The sequence below is a fragment of the Actinotignum stranguriae genome (assembly GCF_051265215.1).
Lineage (GTDB): Bacteria > Actinomycetota > Actinomycetes > Actinomycetales > Actinomycetaceae > Actinotignum > Actinotignum schaalii_C.
Window position 1 is genome coordinate 192,788 of the sequence record NZ_JBOZCJ010000001.1, and the last position, 15,053, is coordinate 207,840.

15 protein-coding genes are annotated in these 15,053 nt (G+C 63.6%); 8 read left to right on the top strand and 7 right to left on the bottom strand.

Annotated features, from left to right (window positions below; all coding sequences use genetic code 11):
• Positions 1–46: 46 nt before the first annotated feature.
• The 4 genes from ACRQEG_RS00870 to ACRQEG_RS00885 form a co-directional block, all read right to left on the bottom strand.
• Positions 47–751 carry a GNAT family N-acetyltransferase gene (locus tag ACRQEG_RS00870; RefSeq protein WP_284903801.1) on the bottom strand — a complete coding sequence of 235 codons (705 nt, stop codon included), beginning with the start codon at positions 749–751 and terminating at the stop codon, positions 47–49.
• Between the two features lie 52 nt (positions 752–803).
• Positions 804–1,346: a GNAT family N-acetyltransferase gene (locus tag ACRQEG_RS00875; protein ID WP_284903800.1), complete on the bottom strand. Its 543-nt coding sequence runs from the start codon at positions 1,344–1,346 to the stop codon at positions 804–806.
• Between the two features lie 13 nt (positions 1,347–1,359).
• Entirely contained in the window at positions 1,360–2,439 is a 1,080-nt protein-coding gene (ychF, locus tag ACRQEG_RS00880) for a redox-regulated ATPase YchF (RefSeq protein WP_284903799.1), read from the bottom strand.
• Positions 2,440–2,571: 132 nt separating this feature from the next.
• Complete coding sequence (locus tag ACRQEG_RS00885) at positions 2,572–3,381, bottom strand: SDR family oxidoreductase (RefSeq protein WP_087070460.1); 810 nt, start codon at positions 3,379–3,381, stop codon at positions 2,572–2,574.
• A gap of 194 nt (positions 3,382–3,575) precedes the next feature.
• Between ACRQEG_RS00885 and ACRQEG_RS00890 the strand changes: the two genes are divergently transcribed.
• From ACRQEG_RS00890 to ACRQEG_RS00905, 4 genes are read left to right on the top strand one after another with little or no spacing between them, the layout of a single operon-like run.
• Positions 3,576–4,832 (top strand): DNA recombination protein RmuC, encoded by a 1,257-nt coding sequence (locus ACRQEG_RS00890; RefSeq protein ID WP_284903798.1) that lies wholly within the window; start codon positions 3,576–3,578, stop codon positions 4,830–4,832.
• 33 nt (positions 4,833–4,865) lie between these two features.
• Complete coding sequence (xseA, locus tag ACRQEG_RS00895; protein ID WP_284903796.1) at positions 4,866–6,119, top strand: exodeoxyribonuclease VII large subunit; 1,254 nt, start codon at positions 4,866–4,868, stop codon at positions 6,117–6,119.
• Entirely contained in the window at positions 6,109–6,960 is an 852-nt protein-coding gene (locus ACRQEG_RS00900; protein WP_284903793.1) for an exodeoxyribonuclease VII small subunit, read from the top strand. The genes xseA and ACRQEG_RS00900 overlap by 11 nt, the downstream gene beginning before the upstream one ends.
• Positions 6,957–8,024 (top strand): carbohydrate kinase family protein, encoded by a 1,068-nt coding sequence (locus ACRQEG_RS00905; protein WP_284903792.1) that lies wholly within the window; start codon positions 6,957–6,959, stop codon positions 8,022–8,024. The genes ACRQEG_RS00900 and ACRQEG_RS00905 overlap by 4 nt, the downstream gene beginning before the upstream one ends.
• Positions 8,025–8,076: 52 nt before the next feature.
• Here ACRQEG_RS00905 and ACRQEG_RS00910 read toward each other — a convergent pair whose 3' ends face one another.
• Positions 8,077–8,832 (bottom strand): isoprenyl transferase, encoded by a 756-nt coding sequence (locus ACRQEG_RS00910; RefSeq protein WP_284903791.1) that lies wholly within the window; start codon positions 8,830–8,832, stop codon positions 8,077–8,079.
• A gap of 289 nt (positions 8,833–9,121) precedes the next feature.
• Here ACRQEG_RS00910 and trhA point away from each other — a divergent pair, with 289 nt between their 5' ends.
• Positions 9,122–9,931, top strand: coding sequence for a PAQR family membrane homeostasis protein TrhA (gene trhA, locus ACRQEG_RS00915; RefSeq protein ID WP_284903790.1), 810 nt, complete (start codon positions 9,122–9,124; stop codon positions 9,929–9,931).
• A 175-nt stretch (positions 9,932–10,106) separates the two neighbouring features.
• Positions 10,107–11,141, top strand: coding sequence for a PPK2 family polyphosphate kinase (locus tag ACRQEG_RS00920; protein WP_284903789.1), 1,035 nt, complete (start codon positions 10,107–10,109; stop codon positions 11,139–11,141).
• A gap of 38 nt (positions 11,142–11,179) precedes the next feature.
• Here ACRQEG_RS00920 and mca read toward each other — a convergent pair whose 3' ends face one another.
• Positions 11,180–12,085: a mycothiol conjugate amidase Mca gene (gene mca, locus ACRQEG_RS00925; RefSeq protein ID WP_284903788.1), complete on the bottom strand. Its 906-nt coding sequence runs from the start codon at positions 12,083–12,085 to the stop codon at positions 11,180–11,182.
• A 449-nt stretch (positions 12,086–12,534) separates the two neighbouring features.
• Between mca and ACRQEG_RS00930 the strand changes: the two genes are divergently transcribed.
• Positions 12,535–13,020, top strand: a complete 486-nt coding sequence (locus ACRQEG_RS00930; RefSeq protein ID WP_016443212.1) for a GreA/GreB family elongation factor — start codon at positions 12,535–12,537, stop codon at positions 13,018–13,020.
• Positions 13,021–13,065: 45 nt separating this feature from the next.
• Positions 13,066–13,707 carry a peptide-methionine (S)-S-oxide reductase MsrA gene (gene msrA / locus ACRQEG_RS00935; protein ID WP_087070453.1) on the top strand — a complete coding sequence of 214 codons (642 nt, stop codon included), beginning with the start codon at positions 13,066–13,068 and terminating at the stop codon, positions 13,705–13,707.
• Between the two features lie 224 nt (positions 13,708–13,931).
• Here the strand turns inward: msrA and ACRQEG_RS00940 are convergent, their stop codons facing one another.
• Positions 13,932–14,879: a Bax inhibitor-1/YccA family protein gene (locus ACRQEG_RS00940; RefSeq protein WP_234984467.1), complete on the bottom strand. Its 948-nt coding sequence runs from the start codon at positions 14,877–14,879 to the stop codon at positions 13,932–13,934.
• Positions 14,880–15,053 lie beyond the last annotated feature (174 nt).

Sequence of the window (15,053 nt, forward strand, 5' to 3'; positions counted from 1 at the left end):
TGTCCTTTCGTTGAGGTGAGCGACACCCAGATTACCAATCACTCATTTACCTTTCAATCGGATATGTGGCGCTCCCGTTTAGCTCGGTGCGAACATCGCCCGCCTCAGCATCGGCTCCAACATCGCCATTGGCTTCAGCACATAGATCAGTACTGCCCTCCGCAGCGCTGCCGTTTCCAGCCACCCCACCGGCACCCTCGTCCAGATCACTGGCGAGCACGGCGTAGACGATGGTGTCCGTCCACTCCCCTTTGAGCCAGAAATCCTGGCGCATATGCGCTTCCTTATACATTCCCGCGTGCTGGAGCATGAGCTCACAGACCCGATCCCGCGCATCCATTTGCGCGGCAACGCGATGCACCCCACACTCCAGGCAGGCGTAGCGAATCATGGCTCGCATGGCCTCCGAAGCATAGCCGTGCCCGCGAAAATCCGGGTGGAGCACGGTGGCAATTTCCGCGACGCCGTGCTGCGGATCGGTCATCCACAGGCGCACGTCCCCGATGGGTTGCGCATCAAGTTCGATAACGACGGCGAGCGCGGCCTGCGGGCCGCGCAAATCCCGCGCCTGGGCGCGCTGGGCAGCTTCGTTGACCGCCCGTTCGGGATTCCAGGCATCGGTCATGAGGTATCTGGTGACATCTTCGCGGCTGTAAATGCTATGCAGCCACGGCGCATCATCGGGCCGGTGCAGCCGAAGCCGCAACCGCGCAGTTGTCACCGAAAATTCTTCAGGTGTCGTGGTATTCATAACTCCTTAAGTGTAACGAAAAACACTTTTGAGGGAAGAGGTTCTGAGCTGGTTATCCGCGAAACGGGACGGGGCGGTAGTGCGGCAGCGGATCGCTTGCCAGCCTCCCGTACAGATCAACGTCAATCCGCTGCCCGTTGATCAGGAATTTCCCGCGTTCGGTGCCTTCCTTAAGGAATCCAGCCGCGCGGGCCACCCCGCCGGAGGCGGGGTTATTCACCCGGTGCCCAAGTTCCAGGCGCTCCAAGCCGCACTCACGCAGAGCCCAATCCGCCACCGCTGCCGCGGCCCGGGACATCATCCCACGCCCCCAGTAGTCGTGGTGCAGCCAATAGGAAAACCACCCGTTTTTCTCATCCCAATCCGCATCGATACGGACCATGCCGATGAGTTCATCGCTATCGTCCCGGGCAATTACCCAGGCCAGCTGCGAGTCCGGGGCCTCCAAAATACGCGCGATATAGCGGCGGGCACCGGCCAGATCCGTAATATTGCCCTGCCGGATCATATCCGGGTGGGAAGCGAAGGCCGCCGCGATAGCTGCGGCGTCGCCCTCACGTACCGGACGCAACGCAATATCAACATTCATGGCCATTCCCGCGCGCTACCTACACATTAAAGCGGAATTCGACCACGTCGCCGTCCTGCATCACGTAGTCCTTGCCTTCTTGGCGCAGTTTTCCGTGTTCGCGAGCGGCGGCTACCGAGCCGTATTCCACCAGGTCATCGAAGGAGACCACCTCCGCTTTAATGAAGCCGCGCTGGAAATCGGTGTGGATCACACCGGCGGCCTGCGGGGCGGTATCGCCCTTGTGGATGGTCCAGGCGCGGGCTTCTTTGGGGCCGGCCGTGAGGTAGGTTTGCAGGCCGAGGGTATCGAAACCCACCCGGGCCAGCTGGTCCAGGCCGGATTCTTCCTGACCGGTGGCCTCCAGCATTTCCCGGGCTTCTTCTTCGCTGAGTTCCACCAGTTCCGCTTCGAATTTAGCGTCGAGGAAAATGGCTTGGGCAGGTTTCACAAAGTCACGTAGTTCCTGCTGCATGGCAGTGTCAGCGAGGCCGTCGTCGTCGGTATTAAAAACGTAGATGAAGGGCTTCGAGGTCATGAGTTGGAAGGAACGCAGGGTGTCGGCGTCGAATTCGGCGGCATGGTTGGAGAGCACCTCCCCCGCCTCGAGGAGCGCGTAGGCTCGCTGCGCGGCATCGAGCGTTTCCTTCGGGGTTTTCTTCCCCGTCACTTCCTTGGTCAGGCGCGGGATCGCCTTTTCCAGGGTTTGCATATCGGCGAGGATGAGTTCGGTGGTGACCGTTTCGATATCATCCTTCGGATCCACGCGGCCTTCCACGTGAACCACGTCCGGATCCGCAAAAGCGCGGGTGACCAGGCAAATCGCATCCGCTTCGCGAATATTGGCGAGGAATTGGTTGCCCAGGCCCTCCCCCTTGGAGGCCCCGCGCACAATCCCGGCGATATCCACAAAATCAACCGTCGCCGGCAGAATTTTCTGCGACCCGAAAATTTCGGCGAGCTTGGTCAGCCGCGCATCAGGGAGGGGCACCACGCCCACATTCGGCTCAATCGTCGCGAAGGGGTAGTTCGCCGCGAGCACCGTTGCGCGCGTGAGCGCATTAAATAGGGTCGATTTTCCGACGTTGGGAAGTCCTGCAATACCAATTGTTAAAGCCACGCCCTCCATTCTAGCTAAGAGAAAGGAGGGCGGGCTGCTATTCCCCGGACTCGCAATCCGGGCGCGGCACTACCGGGCTGCGGCGTTGCGCTACCGCGTTACCGGGGCGTTCACGCTACCGGGCCGTTGAGGCTACCGCGCGGGCGCGTCCATGGACTTCGGGGCGTGCCAAATATCTTCGCCGCGCAAAATCGCATCCGCGCCGCCGTCGATATAGAGAATCTGCCCGGTGATGGTCCGCGAGAGGCCGGTCACGAAGAAAACGAGTGCGTCGGCAATATCGCGAGCTTCCGAGGCGCCGTGGTACGGGGCGGGTAGCGCACCGAATGCCTGCTTGCGCCCTTCCTCGGTGGAGAGAAGTTCCTTCGTCATCGGGGTGGCAACCACGCCCGGCCCCACCGCATTGAGCCCCACGCCCCGACCGGCAAATTCCTCACTCACGGCCGCGCGGCGCACCCACGTGGCAATAGCGCGCTTGGAGGAGGCGTAATTGGCGTAGCCCTGCATCGGACCCTGATCAGCCAGCTCCTTGCCGTAAGCGAGGGCTTCTTCGCGCTGATCATCGAGGAGCAGCTGCACGAGCTTGGGATCGCTGGGCTGCAAACTTGCGCAGGAGGCGGTAATGACCGCGCGCCCGTTTTCCGCCTTTTCCAGGTAGGGAAGGAAAGCGCGCACGGTATCGCGCGCGCCGAAGTAATTCACCTTGAGATCGAGAGGCGAATTGCTCTGGGTGCCCGCATTCGCGATCACCCCGTCAATCTGCGGGTACTTTTCCACCACCCGAGCGACGGCATCCGCAATCCCCTCCGGGGTGGACAGATCCGCTTCAAATTCTGCCCCGCGCAAATCAACACCGACGGGCGTATGCCCGCGTTCTTCCAGAATCTGCCCGCAAGCAGCGCCAATACCCGAGCCCATTCCGGTCACGACGATAGTAGACATGGTGTTCCTTTCTCCCCGGCGCCGCTTCCTCGCGGCACCGCCCGCGGAGCCGTACGTCCTAACTCTGATGTGAGCTGCGTTATACCCCGCTTTTTGAAAGCTATCAGAGTTTTTTGCGGGGAACAAGGGGCGACGACGCCGCCAGCCCGCTTCCCTCCCATTTTTCTGTCGTAGGTGGATGTTTGAATACCGCTATGGATATTTCGATTGTTCTAGGTGCTCTTATCGCGGTGGGATGCGCGTGTTTCGCCCTGGGGTTCTTGAGCGCGCGGGTGCGCTCGGGCGGGGCGGTTTCGGGCCGGGAGCTGGCACTGGTACGCCAGCAACTGGAGGAAGCCCAGCGCGATGCCGGAGCGGCGCGGGCGCAGCTGGCGGCCGCCCAGGCTCGTTCGGATCGTTTAGAGGAGGAAAATAACGGGCTCATCGCCCGGGCTAAAACCGATAACGATATTTTGCGTTCCCTGGCTCCTATTACCCAGCAGCTTGAGGTGATGGAACAGCGGGTTCGGGATGTGCAGGTTCTCCAAGGTGAGCAGCGCACCGAAATCCGCACCCAGCTCAGCGCGGCGGCGCGCACCCAGGAAGATCTGGCGCGAGCCACCCAGGCGCTGCGCGGGGCGCTCAGTTCTACCTCCGCGCGCGGCATGTGGGGTGAAGTGGAATTGCGCCGGGTGGTGGAAGCCGCCGGGATGCTCCCCCACGTTGATTTTTCGGAGCAGGTTTCCGCGCCCGCGGGCGGTGGGCGCGCGGCGGGATCGCGCCCGGATATGATTATCCACCTGCCCGGCGGCGCTCATCTCCCCCTCGATGCCAAGGTTCCCCTCACCGCGATGCTCCAGGCTCAGGCCGCCCCGGCCACCACGGCGGAGGAAATCGCGCGGCGCCAGGATCTTCTCAAACAGCACGCCAAGGCGGTGCGTGCTCACGTGAACGCGCTAGCCAAACGAGATTACCCCGCGCTTTTCCCGGGTTCACCCCGGATCACCATCATGTTCCTCCCGGGGGAATCCCTCCTCGCGGAAGCGCTGCGGGAAGATCCTCCCCTCCTCGAGGATGCCCTGAACCTCGGGGTGGTCCCTGCTTCTCCTGCCTCGTTGCTAGCGCTGCTACGCACCGTGGCAACGCTGTGGGCCTCCAGCAAAGTGAGCGAAGAAGCCGGGCATATTATTGCGCTGGGCCGGGAAATGACGGACCGGCTGCGGGTGGTGGCTGGCCACCTGGAAAAGCTCGGGAATTCCCTTACCTCAGCGGTGAAGAACTACAACTCGGCGCTCTCTTCTTTCGATACGCGCGTGCTGGTCACCGCGCGGCGCCTAGAAAGCCTCGATGCTGATTTTGCTACCCCGCCGGCCATTGCCGCAGAAGAAGGCCAGGTCAAACGTTTCCACGATGCTGCTTTGCGGGAAGCACTGGACGGCGAAGAAGATCATGAAACTCGGATTGTCCCGTAGCAGTGCGGGGCAAAACATGGCACGATAACTGATATGGCTTCAACAACTCCGGTACCCGCCAACCTGCCGCAACGGGCTGCGCAGACAACACCGGATCACCCGTGGCCGCTGCGCCTCCTCTCGGTAAAAATCCGGGAATACGTGGCGAAAATGTCACGCCTCTGGGTGGAAGGTGAAGTCATTACCCTCCAGCGCCGCCCCGGAGCCAAAGTCCAGTTCCTCACCTTGCGGGATCTGGAAGAAAACGTCTCCATGACGGTGAAAATACTCAGCCATTTGCTTCCCGCAACCGTCACCTCCGGAAGCCGGGTGGTGGTGTGGGCGGTCCCGGATTTTTATACCGGTAATGGCTCGCTCTCCCTGTGGGCACAGGAAATCCGCCCGGTGGGCGTGGGCGATATTCTGGCCCGTTTGGAAGCCCTGAAAGCCAAACTCGCCGCCGAAGGCCTGTTCGCACCCGAACGGAAAAAGCCGCTCCCCTTCTTACCGCGCGCGGTGGGTCTTATTGTGGGGCGCAATACCAAAGCCAAAGAGGATGTCATTATTAACGCCTCGCTGCGCTGGCCCGGAGTTCGTTTCGAGGTACGCGAAGTAGCGGTCCAGGGCCGGGATGCCGTGGCCCAGATGATTCCCGCATTGCGTGAACTCGATGCCCATCCCGGGGTGGATGTTATTGTGCTGGCGCGCGGGGGCGGTTCCGTGGAAGATCTCCTTCCCTTCTCCGATGAGCACCTTGTGCGTGCGATTGCGGCCACCCGCACTCCGGTGGTCTCCGCTATCGGGCACGAGGGAGATAATCCCATCAGCGATTATGTGGCGGATCTGCGGGCCTCCACCCCCACGGATGCCGCCAAGCGCATCGTCCCGGATCGGGAAGCTGAACGTGAAGGCGTGCAGGCGGCGGTACGCCGCTTGCGCCAGGGCATGCGCCACCGGGTGGAACGCGCCACTAAGGAACTCGAAGCATTACGCGCCCGGCCGGTACTGGCCCGCCCCCGCACCATGGTGGAGGTACGCGAACAGGATATTCATTCGCTGCGCTCCTGGCTGCGGGCCCATATTCGGCGCGATATGGCCTCCAATTCCCAAGATATTTCCTCGCTGCTTTCCCAGCTGCGGGCCCTCTCCCCCCAGGCCACACTGCAGCGCGGGTATTCGGTTATCCTAAGCGAGGATGACAGAGTAGTCTCACAAGAAAACGATGTCCGAATCGGAGAACACCTGCGTGCCATTTTGGCCGCGGGAAGCCTCCATCTCGAAGTGAAAGGGAGCGCGCATGGCAGCTAAGGGAACCACTCCTGAGGGATTCACACCCCCGGCGCCAGCGCCGGGCTCCTCCCAGCCCCACGCAGCGGGCGCCTCCGCGTCCCAGGTACCCGGATCACCCGGCCCTCAGATACCCGGCGCCTCCGCACCCCACCCGCGCGAAGATATTGAGGCGCGCGTGGCCACCCTCAGCTACGAAGATGCCCGGGCCCGGCTGGTTGATATCGTCTCCCGCTTAGAACAGGGCTCCATTCCCCTCGAAGAATCCCTGCGCTTGTGGGAAGTTGGCGAATCCCTAGCTCGCCACTGCCAAAGCTGGCTTGATGGCGCTGCGGCCCGGATCGATGCTGCCGAACGCGGGGAAAGCCTCGCGGCTGCTCCGATGGCAGCCCCGCAACCGGCAGCCGCCGCTGCTCCTGCCACAGGGACCCCGCCCGTGAACCAGGGCGCGCCTGTGAACCAGGCCGCGCCGGCCGCAACGCACACGGGTGGCTATCAAGCACCCGCACCCGCGATCTCGCCGCAGGCCTCCAAGGAGGATCGAGTGGCAGCCCTGCGGGAAGCGGTGCGCGAAGTACGCGCTGAAGATGTACCGGCTATTCAGCCAGCTCCGGAAGCCGTGGCTGAAACGGCACCCGCACCCGCCACCCCGCGCGGCGCCTCCGTTCCCGCGGGTGGTCCTGCCGGTACACCCGCTGGTGGCCCCGTCGGCGCTCCCGCTGGTGCCCCCGCCGCCGCACCACCCTCCACTGCGGAACCCGCGGCCGGCGAAGATGACGATGATTTCGATCCGGAAGAATTCGCGGACGGAACAGGCCTGGATACCACCCCGCTCACTCGCCACCCCGAGGATTTCGCATGACGATTCTCGTAATTGGCGATGCCATCGCCAACCAGCGTGAAGCGGAGACCCCATTTCGCGCCGGCACCATGTTTAAGGTGGCTGTCAATCTAGCCCACCTGGCTCGCGAAGTTCGGATGGTCACCAATATTTCCGAGGCTTCCGACCCGCAAGTCGTACGCGATTACGCCGCTGCCCACGGTGTCGAGCTCCTCTTGCGCCCCGCCACAAGCCCGGTCAGCGCTGCCTCAAATCCGCTCAGCGCGGCTTCATCCCCGGTCAGCGCTGCCTCAAACTCGGTCAGCGCAGCTCTCACCTCTGGCCTGCCCACCCCGCACCCGGCGGCTTTCACCGATGCTCATTACGGGGACTCACACGCAGACCCGGAAGAAAGCTGGGATATTTTGCCAGCTCCAGAACGCGGCGCCCGCAAACTCGATTTTGATCTCTTCAGCCCCTCCGCCACCATTTTCGGTGGAGACGCCTGCCATGCCATGCCCGCGGCCCACACCGTGCGCGAATGGCTGCGAGTATGCCGCTCCACCTCCACGATCATTTACTCGCCGGCGCTGCGCCACCCCCGGGCCCGCAACCTGGACCGAGTCCGTATTCAAGCCGAAAGTTTCTTGCAGCTAAGTGACGTCGTCGTCGCAACCTCAAAAGACATCCGGCTGCTTTACGGTATTAGCGGCCCCGAAAACGAATTCGCCGCGGTGGCCGAACACTGGTTTAGTTTCGGGCCGCGGCTCGTCGCCATTCTTCTTGAGGACGGTGCCGCGCTCATGATCACCGCTTCGGGTGACCGCCTCCACGTGGCATCCCTCCCGCGCCCCTTCGTGGACGTGGCCGGGGCTCGCAGCGCTTTTATAGCAACCACCATCGACACTCTGGACCGGGTGAGTCTGCTCGGACGGGAAGCAAGCCCCGGCCTGGCCACCATGTCCATGTCACACCTGTATACCGTGGGTGCTTTCGCCACCACCGCGCGCAGCCTCATGACCGCGCATGCCGGCTGGGAGCCACTGACCCGCAACGAACTGAGCGAAGGATTCTTCGAATACCAAAGCCGCGAAGGGCTTATTTAGCGCACCTTTCGGTGTGAACGCCCCACTCCGGCCGCGGCCACGTGCTCGCAGCTTAGCGGCCGCGGCGCCGGTCACGTTGCGTATAGTCACGCAGCGCGCGCAAAAAATCCACGCGCCGGAAATCCGGCCAGTAGGTTTCACAGAAATACAGCTCGGTGTGGACGGACTGCCAGAGCATGAAGCCGCTCATGCGCTGCTCCCCGCTCGTGCGGATAACCAAATCCGGATCGGGCTGGCCGCGGGTGTAGAGATGATCGGTAATATCCGCGAGGGAAAAATCTTCCGCGACCTCCGCGAGGCTGCGCCCGGCTGCCGCCTCATCGCGCAGGTAGGAACGCACCGCGTCGGTAATTTCCTGGCGCCCGCCGTAGCCCACCGCGATATTCACGTGTAAACCGCGGCAAGATTCAGTACTCGCCGCGGCGGCACGCAGGCGCTGGGCGTACTCCTCAGGAAGAAGATCAAGATTACCCACCGCGACCAACCGGAAACGACCCGAGCGCGCCAGATTTTCAACAGTTTCACAAATGATGGTGAGCAGCGGGCCTACTTCTTCAGCCGCCCGGGAGAGATTATCAGTGGAGAGCAGCCACAGAGTAACCACCTCAATGCCGGCATCTTCGCACCAGCCGAGCACCTCGGCAATGCGCTCGGCCCCGGCCCGATGCCCGAACGTGGCAGATTCACCCAGCTCACGCGCCCAACGCCGATTGCCATCCAACATAATGGCCACGTGCTGCGGCATGCGTTTGCCGGCCAGCTCCCGCACCAAGCGGCGTTCGTATGCGGCGTAGAGCCATGATGACATCCCCACGCTGTCTCCCTCCCTCGTTCTAGCCAGGGCAACCTAAGCCGCGCCGGCCCGAGCCGCGCCGATCACGCGCCACGACTAGCTGCCTAACCGTTTAACTGTAGCCCGCCCATCCTGAGCGAACAGGAAAAGATACCCGGAAAATACTCAGGCAAGCAGCGTACACTTGCGCCAGCGGCTCAGACCGGTGTGGGGAACCGGAGCCACACGTCCCGCTTCACCCACCGCCGCGTTGTGCCGGCCTGCGGACACCCCGGAGGCATACACCGATTACGTGGGGAGCACCATGACCCGTCTTTGTCACGCCACTAGCGAACGCCACCGCGGTAGTGATTCCCCCGCGCCTCGCGGTGCGACTCGTGGTGAGAAGAAAACCGGCGCATCGAAGGCCGGGGCGGCACAGCCCGCGGTAGCGCGGTCCAGCGCACGCAGCGCCCGGCGGCGCCTGCCCGCATCGGCGCTACCGAAGCCAGTATTGCGCGGCTGGCAGCACGCCATTATTGCCCCGCTCGCGCTGGCGAATATGATCGTCCAGATTGTTTTTGCACCCACCGCCGCACTCACCATCGGAGTCATTGTGTTCGGGCTGAGCGCCGTGGTGCTCTTCGGGCATTCCGCGGTGTATCACCTGGGATCCTGGGGGCCGAAAGTCCACGCGATTCTGCGCCGCCTGGATCACTCGAATATTTTCCTGCTCATTGCTGGAACCTACACTCCGCTCTCCCTCGCCCTGCTGCCGGGCAGTACCGCCGCCCTAGTGCTCGCCATTGTGTGGGGCGGGGCGTTCGGCGGGATCGCGCTCTCCAATTTCTGGCCGGCCGCCCCGCGCTGGCTGTATGTTCCCCTCTATATTGCTCTCGGCTGGGTGGCCATCTGGTTCCTCCCGGATATGTGGGAGGCCGGTGGCCCGGGCATCGTTTGGCTCATTATTGCCGGCGGCATCTGCTACACGGTAGGCGCGCTCGCCTACGCTTTCCGCTGGCCCAATCCCTGGCCGCGCACCTGGGGATTCCACGAATTCTTCCATTCGGGAACAGTCGCCGGCTACGCCTGCCATGCGGTGGCGGTCTGGCTCACTCTCTTCGCCGTCGCCTAGTGAGCGCGCGCCGCACACGGTCAGCTCAGAGCTCAACGCGCTGAGCGCTCCTCAACCTGCGTGCCTAGCGAGCCCGCTTGGCCGATCCCGCGGCCCGGAGGGCCGCGGCGGCGTCGTACCCCTCCTTTAGACTGGTACCCAGCACCACACGAAACAACAACGCACAGGAGCACGGATGAGTAAAAAGAAGAACCCGGAGGCGCGCGAGCACGCCGGCACCTGGAGCACGGCGCCCGGGATTGCGCTGCGAGTTCGGGAGGGTTTTCAGATAGCGTCGGTTGATACCGGTTCCACGCCGGGCTGGCACGGGGATAAAAAGGCCGGGAAAGCCGCCATGAAAGAGCGCGGGAAGCTGCTGGCTGAGCTGCAAGAACGTCTCTATGCTGAAGCGCGTCAGGGAGGCGAGCGGCGGGTGCTGCTCGTAGTGCAGGGCATGGATACGGCCGGGAAGGGCGGGATTTGCCGGCACGTGCTCGGCATGGTCGATCCGCAGGGCGTACATCTGCGCTCTTTCGGGGTGCCCACCGCGGAGGAACTCTCCCACGATTTTCTGTGGCGGATCCGGCGCGCGCTACCGCCGGCCGGCATGATCGGGGTTTTTGACCGCTCGCATTATGAGGATGTGCTGGTCGGGAAGGTTGATGAGCTCGCCACGCCCGCGGAAATTGAAGCGCGCTACGAAAAAATCAATGAATTCGAGCGGGAGCTGGTGGATGCGGGCTATACGCTCGTCAAGGTCGCCCTGCTTATCGGCTACGAGGAGCAGGGGCTGCGGCTGCTGCGCCGGCTGGCGCGCCGCGATAAGCACTGGAAGTATTCGCCCTCCGATGTGGAGGCGCGTGCCCAGTGGCCTGCCTATATGGATGCCTACCAGGCTATGTTCGAGCGCACTTCCACGGAGTACGCGCCGTGGTATGCGGTGCCGGCGGATCGCAAATGGTTCGCGCGCCTCGCGGTGACCGAGCTCCTTGCCCAGGCGCTCGCCCGGCTGGCCCCGCGCTGGCCTGAGGTCTGTTGGGATCCGCGCGCCCAGGCCGAGCAGGTGCTCGCCACCATGCCGCGGCACACCGCGCAGCTCTCCGCGGAGGAACTGCGCAAGGAAGCGGAGGAAGTTGCCGCCGAATCCGAAGATTATCGGAATGGCGTAGAAATGCTTATCACCCGGGATTCCCGCAAGGATGCCGGGGAGCGGGTCGGGAACGGGCAGTAAATAGCGGTTGCGGGCTCAGGCCTGGTTGCGCGGGGTGGTTAACGGTACCGCGCCGCCGCTTGCTCTTCGCTCTCCAGCCCGGGCACCCGCGCGAACAGATCCGTCTCCCCCTCCGCGGGCGCCGGGCCCACGGTGGAAGCCGCCAGGTAGAAGTCCTCATGCGGCCACACCTGCGCCTCCAGGTCCCGCGGCGCCGCGAAGAACAGCCCGTTCGGGTCAATTTGGGAGGCGTGCGCGCGCATGGCCGCGTCGCGCTGCGGGAAATATGCGACGACGCCGACCCGCGTGCTTGCGGCATGCCGCGGGCGCGGGAATTGCGCGGCCTCTTTCAGCCACTCGGTAAAAGGGCTGGTGCGGCCGGCCGCAAGAATTGCTTCGTGCAAGGTGGTGAGCCGGGTGAAAGAAAGATTGGCGTCGTAATACAGCTTGGAAACCTGCCAGGGCTCGCCCAGCTCCGGCCAGCACGGCTCCCCCGCCAGCCGCACCGCCGCGAGGGTGGCGGTATGGGTGCGCAGGTGGTCGGGATGCGGGTAGCCACCGTTTTCGTCATAGGTGGTCACCACCTGGGGGCGGAACTCGCGGATCTGCGCCACGAGGGCGCGGTGCACATCCGCGTCCGCGGCCCGGGCGAAACTATCGGCGGGGAGCTCCGCATCCGGGTAGCCCTCGGGCAGCCCGGAATCCACAAAGCCGAGGAAAACGTGCTCAATGCCGATGATGCGGGCAGCGGCAGCCATTTCTTCCCGGCGTAGCTGCGCCATGGTGCGCCCGGCCAGAGCTGCGTCGTCGAATAAAGGATTGAGGATATCCCCGCGTTCGCCGCCCGTGCAGGTGACCACCCGTACCCGGCCGAGGCGGGCGTATTTCGCCATGGTTGCCGCGCCTTTCGATGATTCGTCATCCGGGTGGGCGTGGACGCAGAGGAGGCGGCGTTCGTCCATCATCCTTCTCCTTCCGCAGCTGGTGCTCTTCCGCAGCTGGTGCTGGCGCTGGCGCTTATCGCGCGGGCTTTCTGGCAATCGATGCGGGCTCGCGGCCGCGTTTTCGCGGCGCGGCGGCACCAGCCCGATTCACCGCGCTACTCTACCAAGGAGGCCCGCGCACTGCCCCGCGGTGGTAGCGGAGTGGAACGCGGCCCCCGCCAGCAGAAAATCCAGGGTCATGTTGCATCGCCCGGAAGGCTGGTATGCTTAGCCGGAGAAACATGCCTGTCAGGGCATGAATTTTTTTATCCGAGTGGGGCGTCCCACCCGCGCCCAGCGCTCGGGCCCCCGCAACCGCATCGCCGCACGAAGGCGTGCCGAGCTGCGCCGCGCGAGCGCGGGCTCATAACAGAATGACCAACCGGGCAGGTGCGCGGAGCACCCGCCCGCCGTGACGAGAAAGAGAAGAGATGTCTGAAAACACCAAGGGGGCTTGGCTCTCCCCCGAAACGTACGAGCACCTCAAGGCCGAACTCAATGACATGATTACCGTGCAGCGCGCGGAGATCGCCAAGAAGATCGAAGCGGCGCGCTCGGAGGGCGACCTGCGTGAGAACGGCGGCTACCAGGCGGCTCGCGAAGAGCAGTCGAAGCTGGAGGGGCGGATCGTGGAGCTGACCGCGCTGCTGGAAAACGCCCACGTATCCGAGCCACCCTCGGGTGATGAGGTGGCTTCCGGCACGGTTGTGACGGCCACGATTGGCGGGATGGAAGAAACCTTCCTCCTCGGTTCGCGCGAAGCCGCGGATATTGTGGGAATGGAAGTGTATCCGGAGAGCGCGCCGCTCGGGCAGGCGATCCTGGGCCTGAAGAAGGGGGAGAAAACCACCTTCAAGAACCGCCTGGGCCGCCCCGTCAAGGTCGAAATTCTCGATATCAAGCCCTACGAAGGCTAGAAGGCCAGAACGCTAGGGCGCGACCAGAGAGCTAAGGAGCTGATCGTGAATCTATCTGCTACCCCCGCACTGCCGGGCCGGCCCGACCCGATTAATCCGAATCCGGCGCCGCATGTTGTTCTGGGCACGCCCGTCCTTGCCGAACCCGGCCCGGGCGAGGAGCTCATCTACCTGGCTTCCGGGTGTTTTTGGGGCGCGGAAAAGCTGGCCTGGGAGGCGGGCGCGCTGAGCACCGCGGTTGGCTATATGGGCGGCACCACACCGAATCCCACCTACGCGGAGGTGTGCACGGGCCGCACCGGGCACGCGGAAACGGTGCGGGTGGTTTTTGATCCGCGCGAGCTTCCGCTGGAGAAGTTGCTTCAGCTTTTCTTCGAGTCCCATGACCCCACCTCGCTGAACCGCCAGGGAAACGACGTGGGCACCCAGTATCGCAGCGCTATTTTTACGACGACGGACACCCAGGAGCGCACCGCCCGGGCCATGATTGCCGGCTATGAAGATGTGCTTCGCCAGGCCGGGCGCGGCGCTATTGTGACGGAGGTGGTGCCGGCGCTGGCCGCCGGGCCTTTCTACCTGGCCGAAGAGGAACACCAGGGGTATCTCCATAAGGTGCCCCACGGCTACCAATGCCATGCGCGCACCGGGATCGCCTGCCCGCTCCCGGGCGCGGGCCCGCTCGGCTAGCAGCCCTGCGCCTGTAGCTCGGCTAGCGCCGGCCTACATGCCCCGGCGGGCCATAGCGCTACCGGGTCGGGCCATCCCCCGAATAACGCCACACGGAACCACGAAGGCCGGGACGGAGAAACATCCGTCCCGGCCTTCGTTATCGCTATCAGCCTTAGTTCCGCAGTACTGCCAGTTCCCCGGCGCTAATCCTGCCCGCGGTACTGGCTAGTTCCGCGATTCTCTTAGTTCCTCGAGGAGGCGGCCAGGTAGGCCACGATGCGCAGCACTTCGAGGTAGATCCACAGCACCGTCATGACGATGCCGAAAGCTGCCGTCCACGCGAATTCCTTCGGGGCGTGGCGTTCCACCGCGAGCTTGGCGGTTTCCAAATCGGAGATGAGCACGTAACCGGCCACCGCGATCATGACCAGCCCGAGGATGATCCCCAGGTGGAAGCCACCCACCGTAATATTGCGCAGCGAGTTGGTCACGCCGGTCAGCATCAGGATGAGATTGACGAAGCCGAAGATAATGTAGGCGATCATAATGGTGAGGACCACCCGCCGGCCCTTGGCCGTGGTGCGGACCTTCCCGGACATGTGGAGGAATACCGCCACACCCACCACAATCGCGGTACCCAGAATCGCCTGGAAGGCCACCCCCGGGTAGAGAGTGTCAAAAGCATTGGTGATCGCGCCGAGGGCCACGCCCTGGAACAGGGAATAGGCAATGGAGATACCCGGGCCGACCATCGGGCGCCAGGCCCCGAACATGCCCACCGCGAAAGCGATGAGGGAAGCCGGAATCGCGAGCATCATCGCCGAATCCAGCGGTACGAAGAGCATGGTAGCCGCGCCGGCAACAATGGAGACCGCCAGCAGAATCGCGGTTTTCACCATGGCATCGTCGTAGGTCATGGTGGCAGTTGCCGGAGCCCCGAAAGTACCGGGCTGGCCGGAGCCGCCCGCGTACTGGTCATAGCCCTGCTGCGGATACGCCTGGCCAGAGCCCTGCTGATCGAAGCCGTACTGGTTGTACCAGCCGGGCTGCTCCGTACCGTAGCCGCTCGGCTGTTCATAAACACCCGGGCCGGCCTGGTAACCCTGGCGCGGTTCCGTTGCAATATTGCCACCGCGGAACTGCTGGTTCGGTGTGGCAGCACCCTTGCGGAAATACGGGTTGTTACTCATCACGGGATTCGACAAAATACCCTCCTGTATTGTGGTGGACCGCCGGATAGGCGGCCCGCCTACTGTCAGACGCGACCATCGTCCGGTTAGCATCCAGGTCATGTACAAACTTGGTTATAACTCGTCCAATATCGTCTCCAGGGTTATTCTCAAGCCCCTGCCTGAATTTTTCCT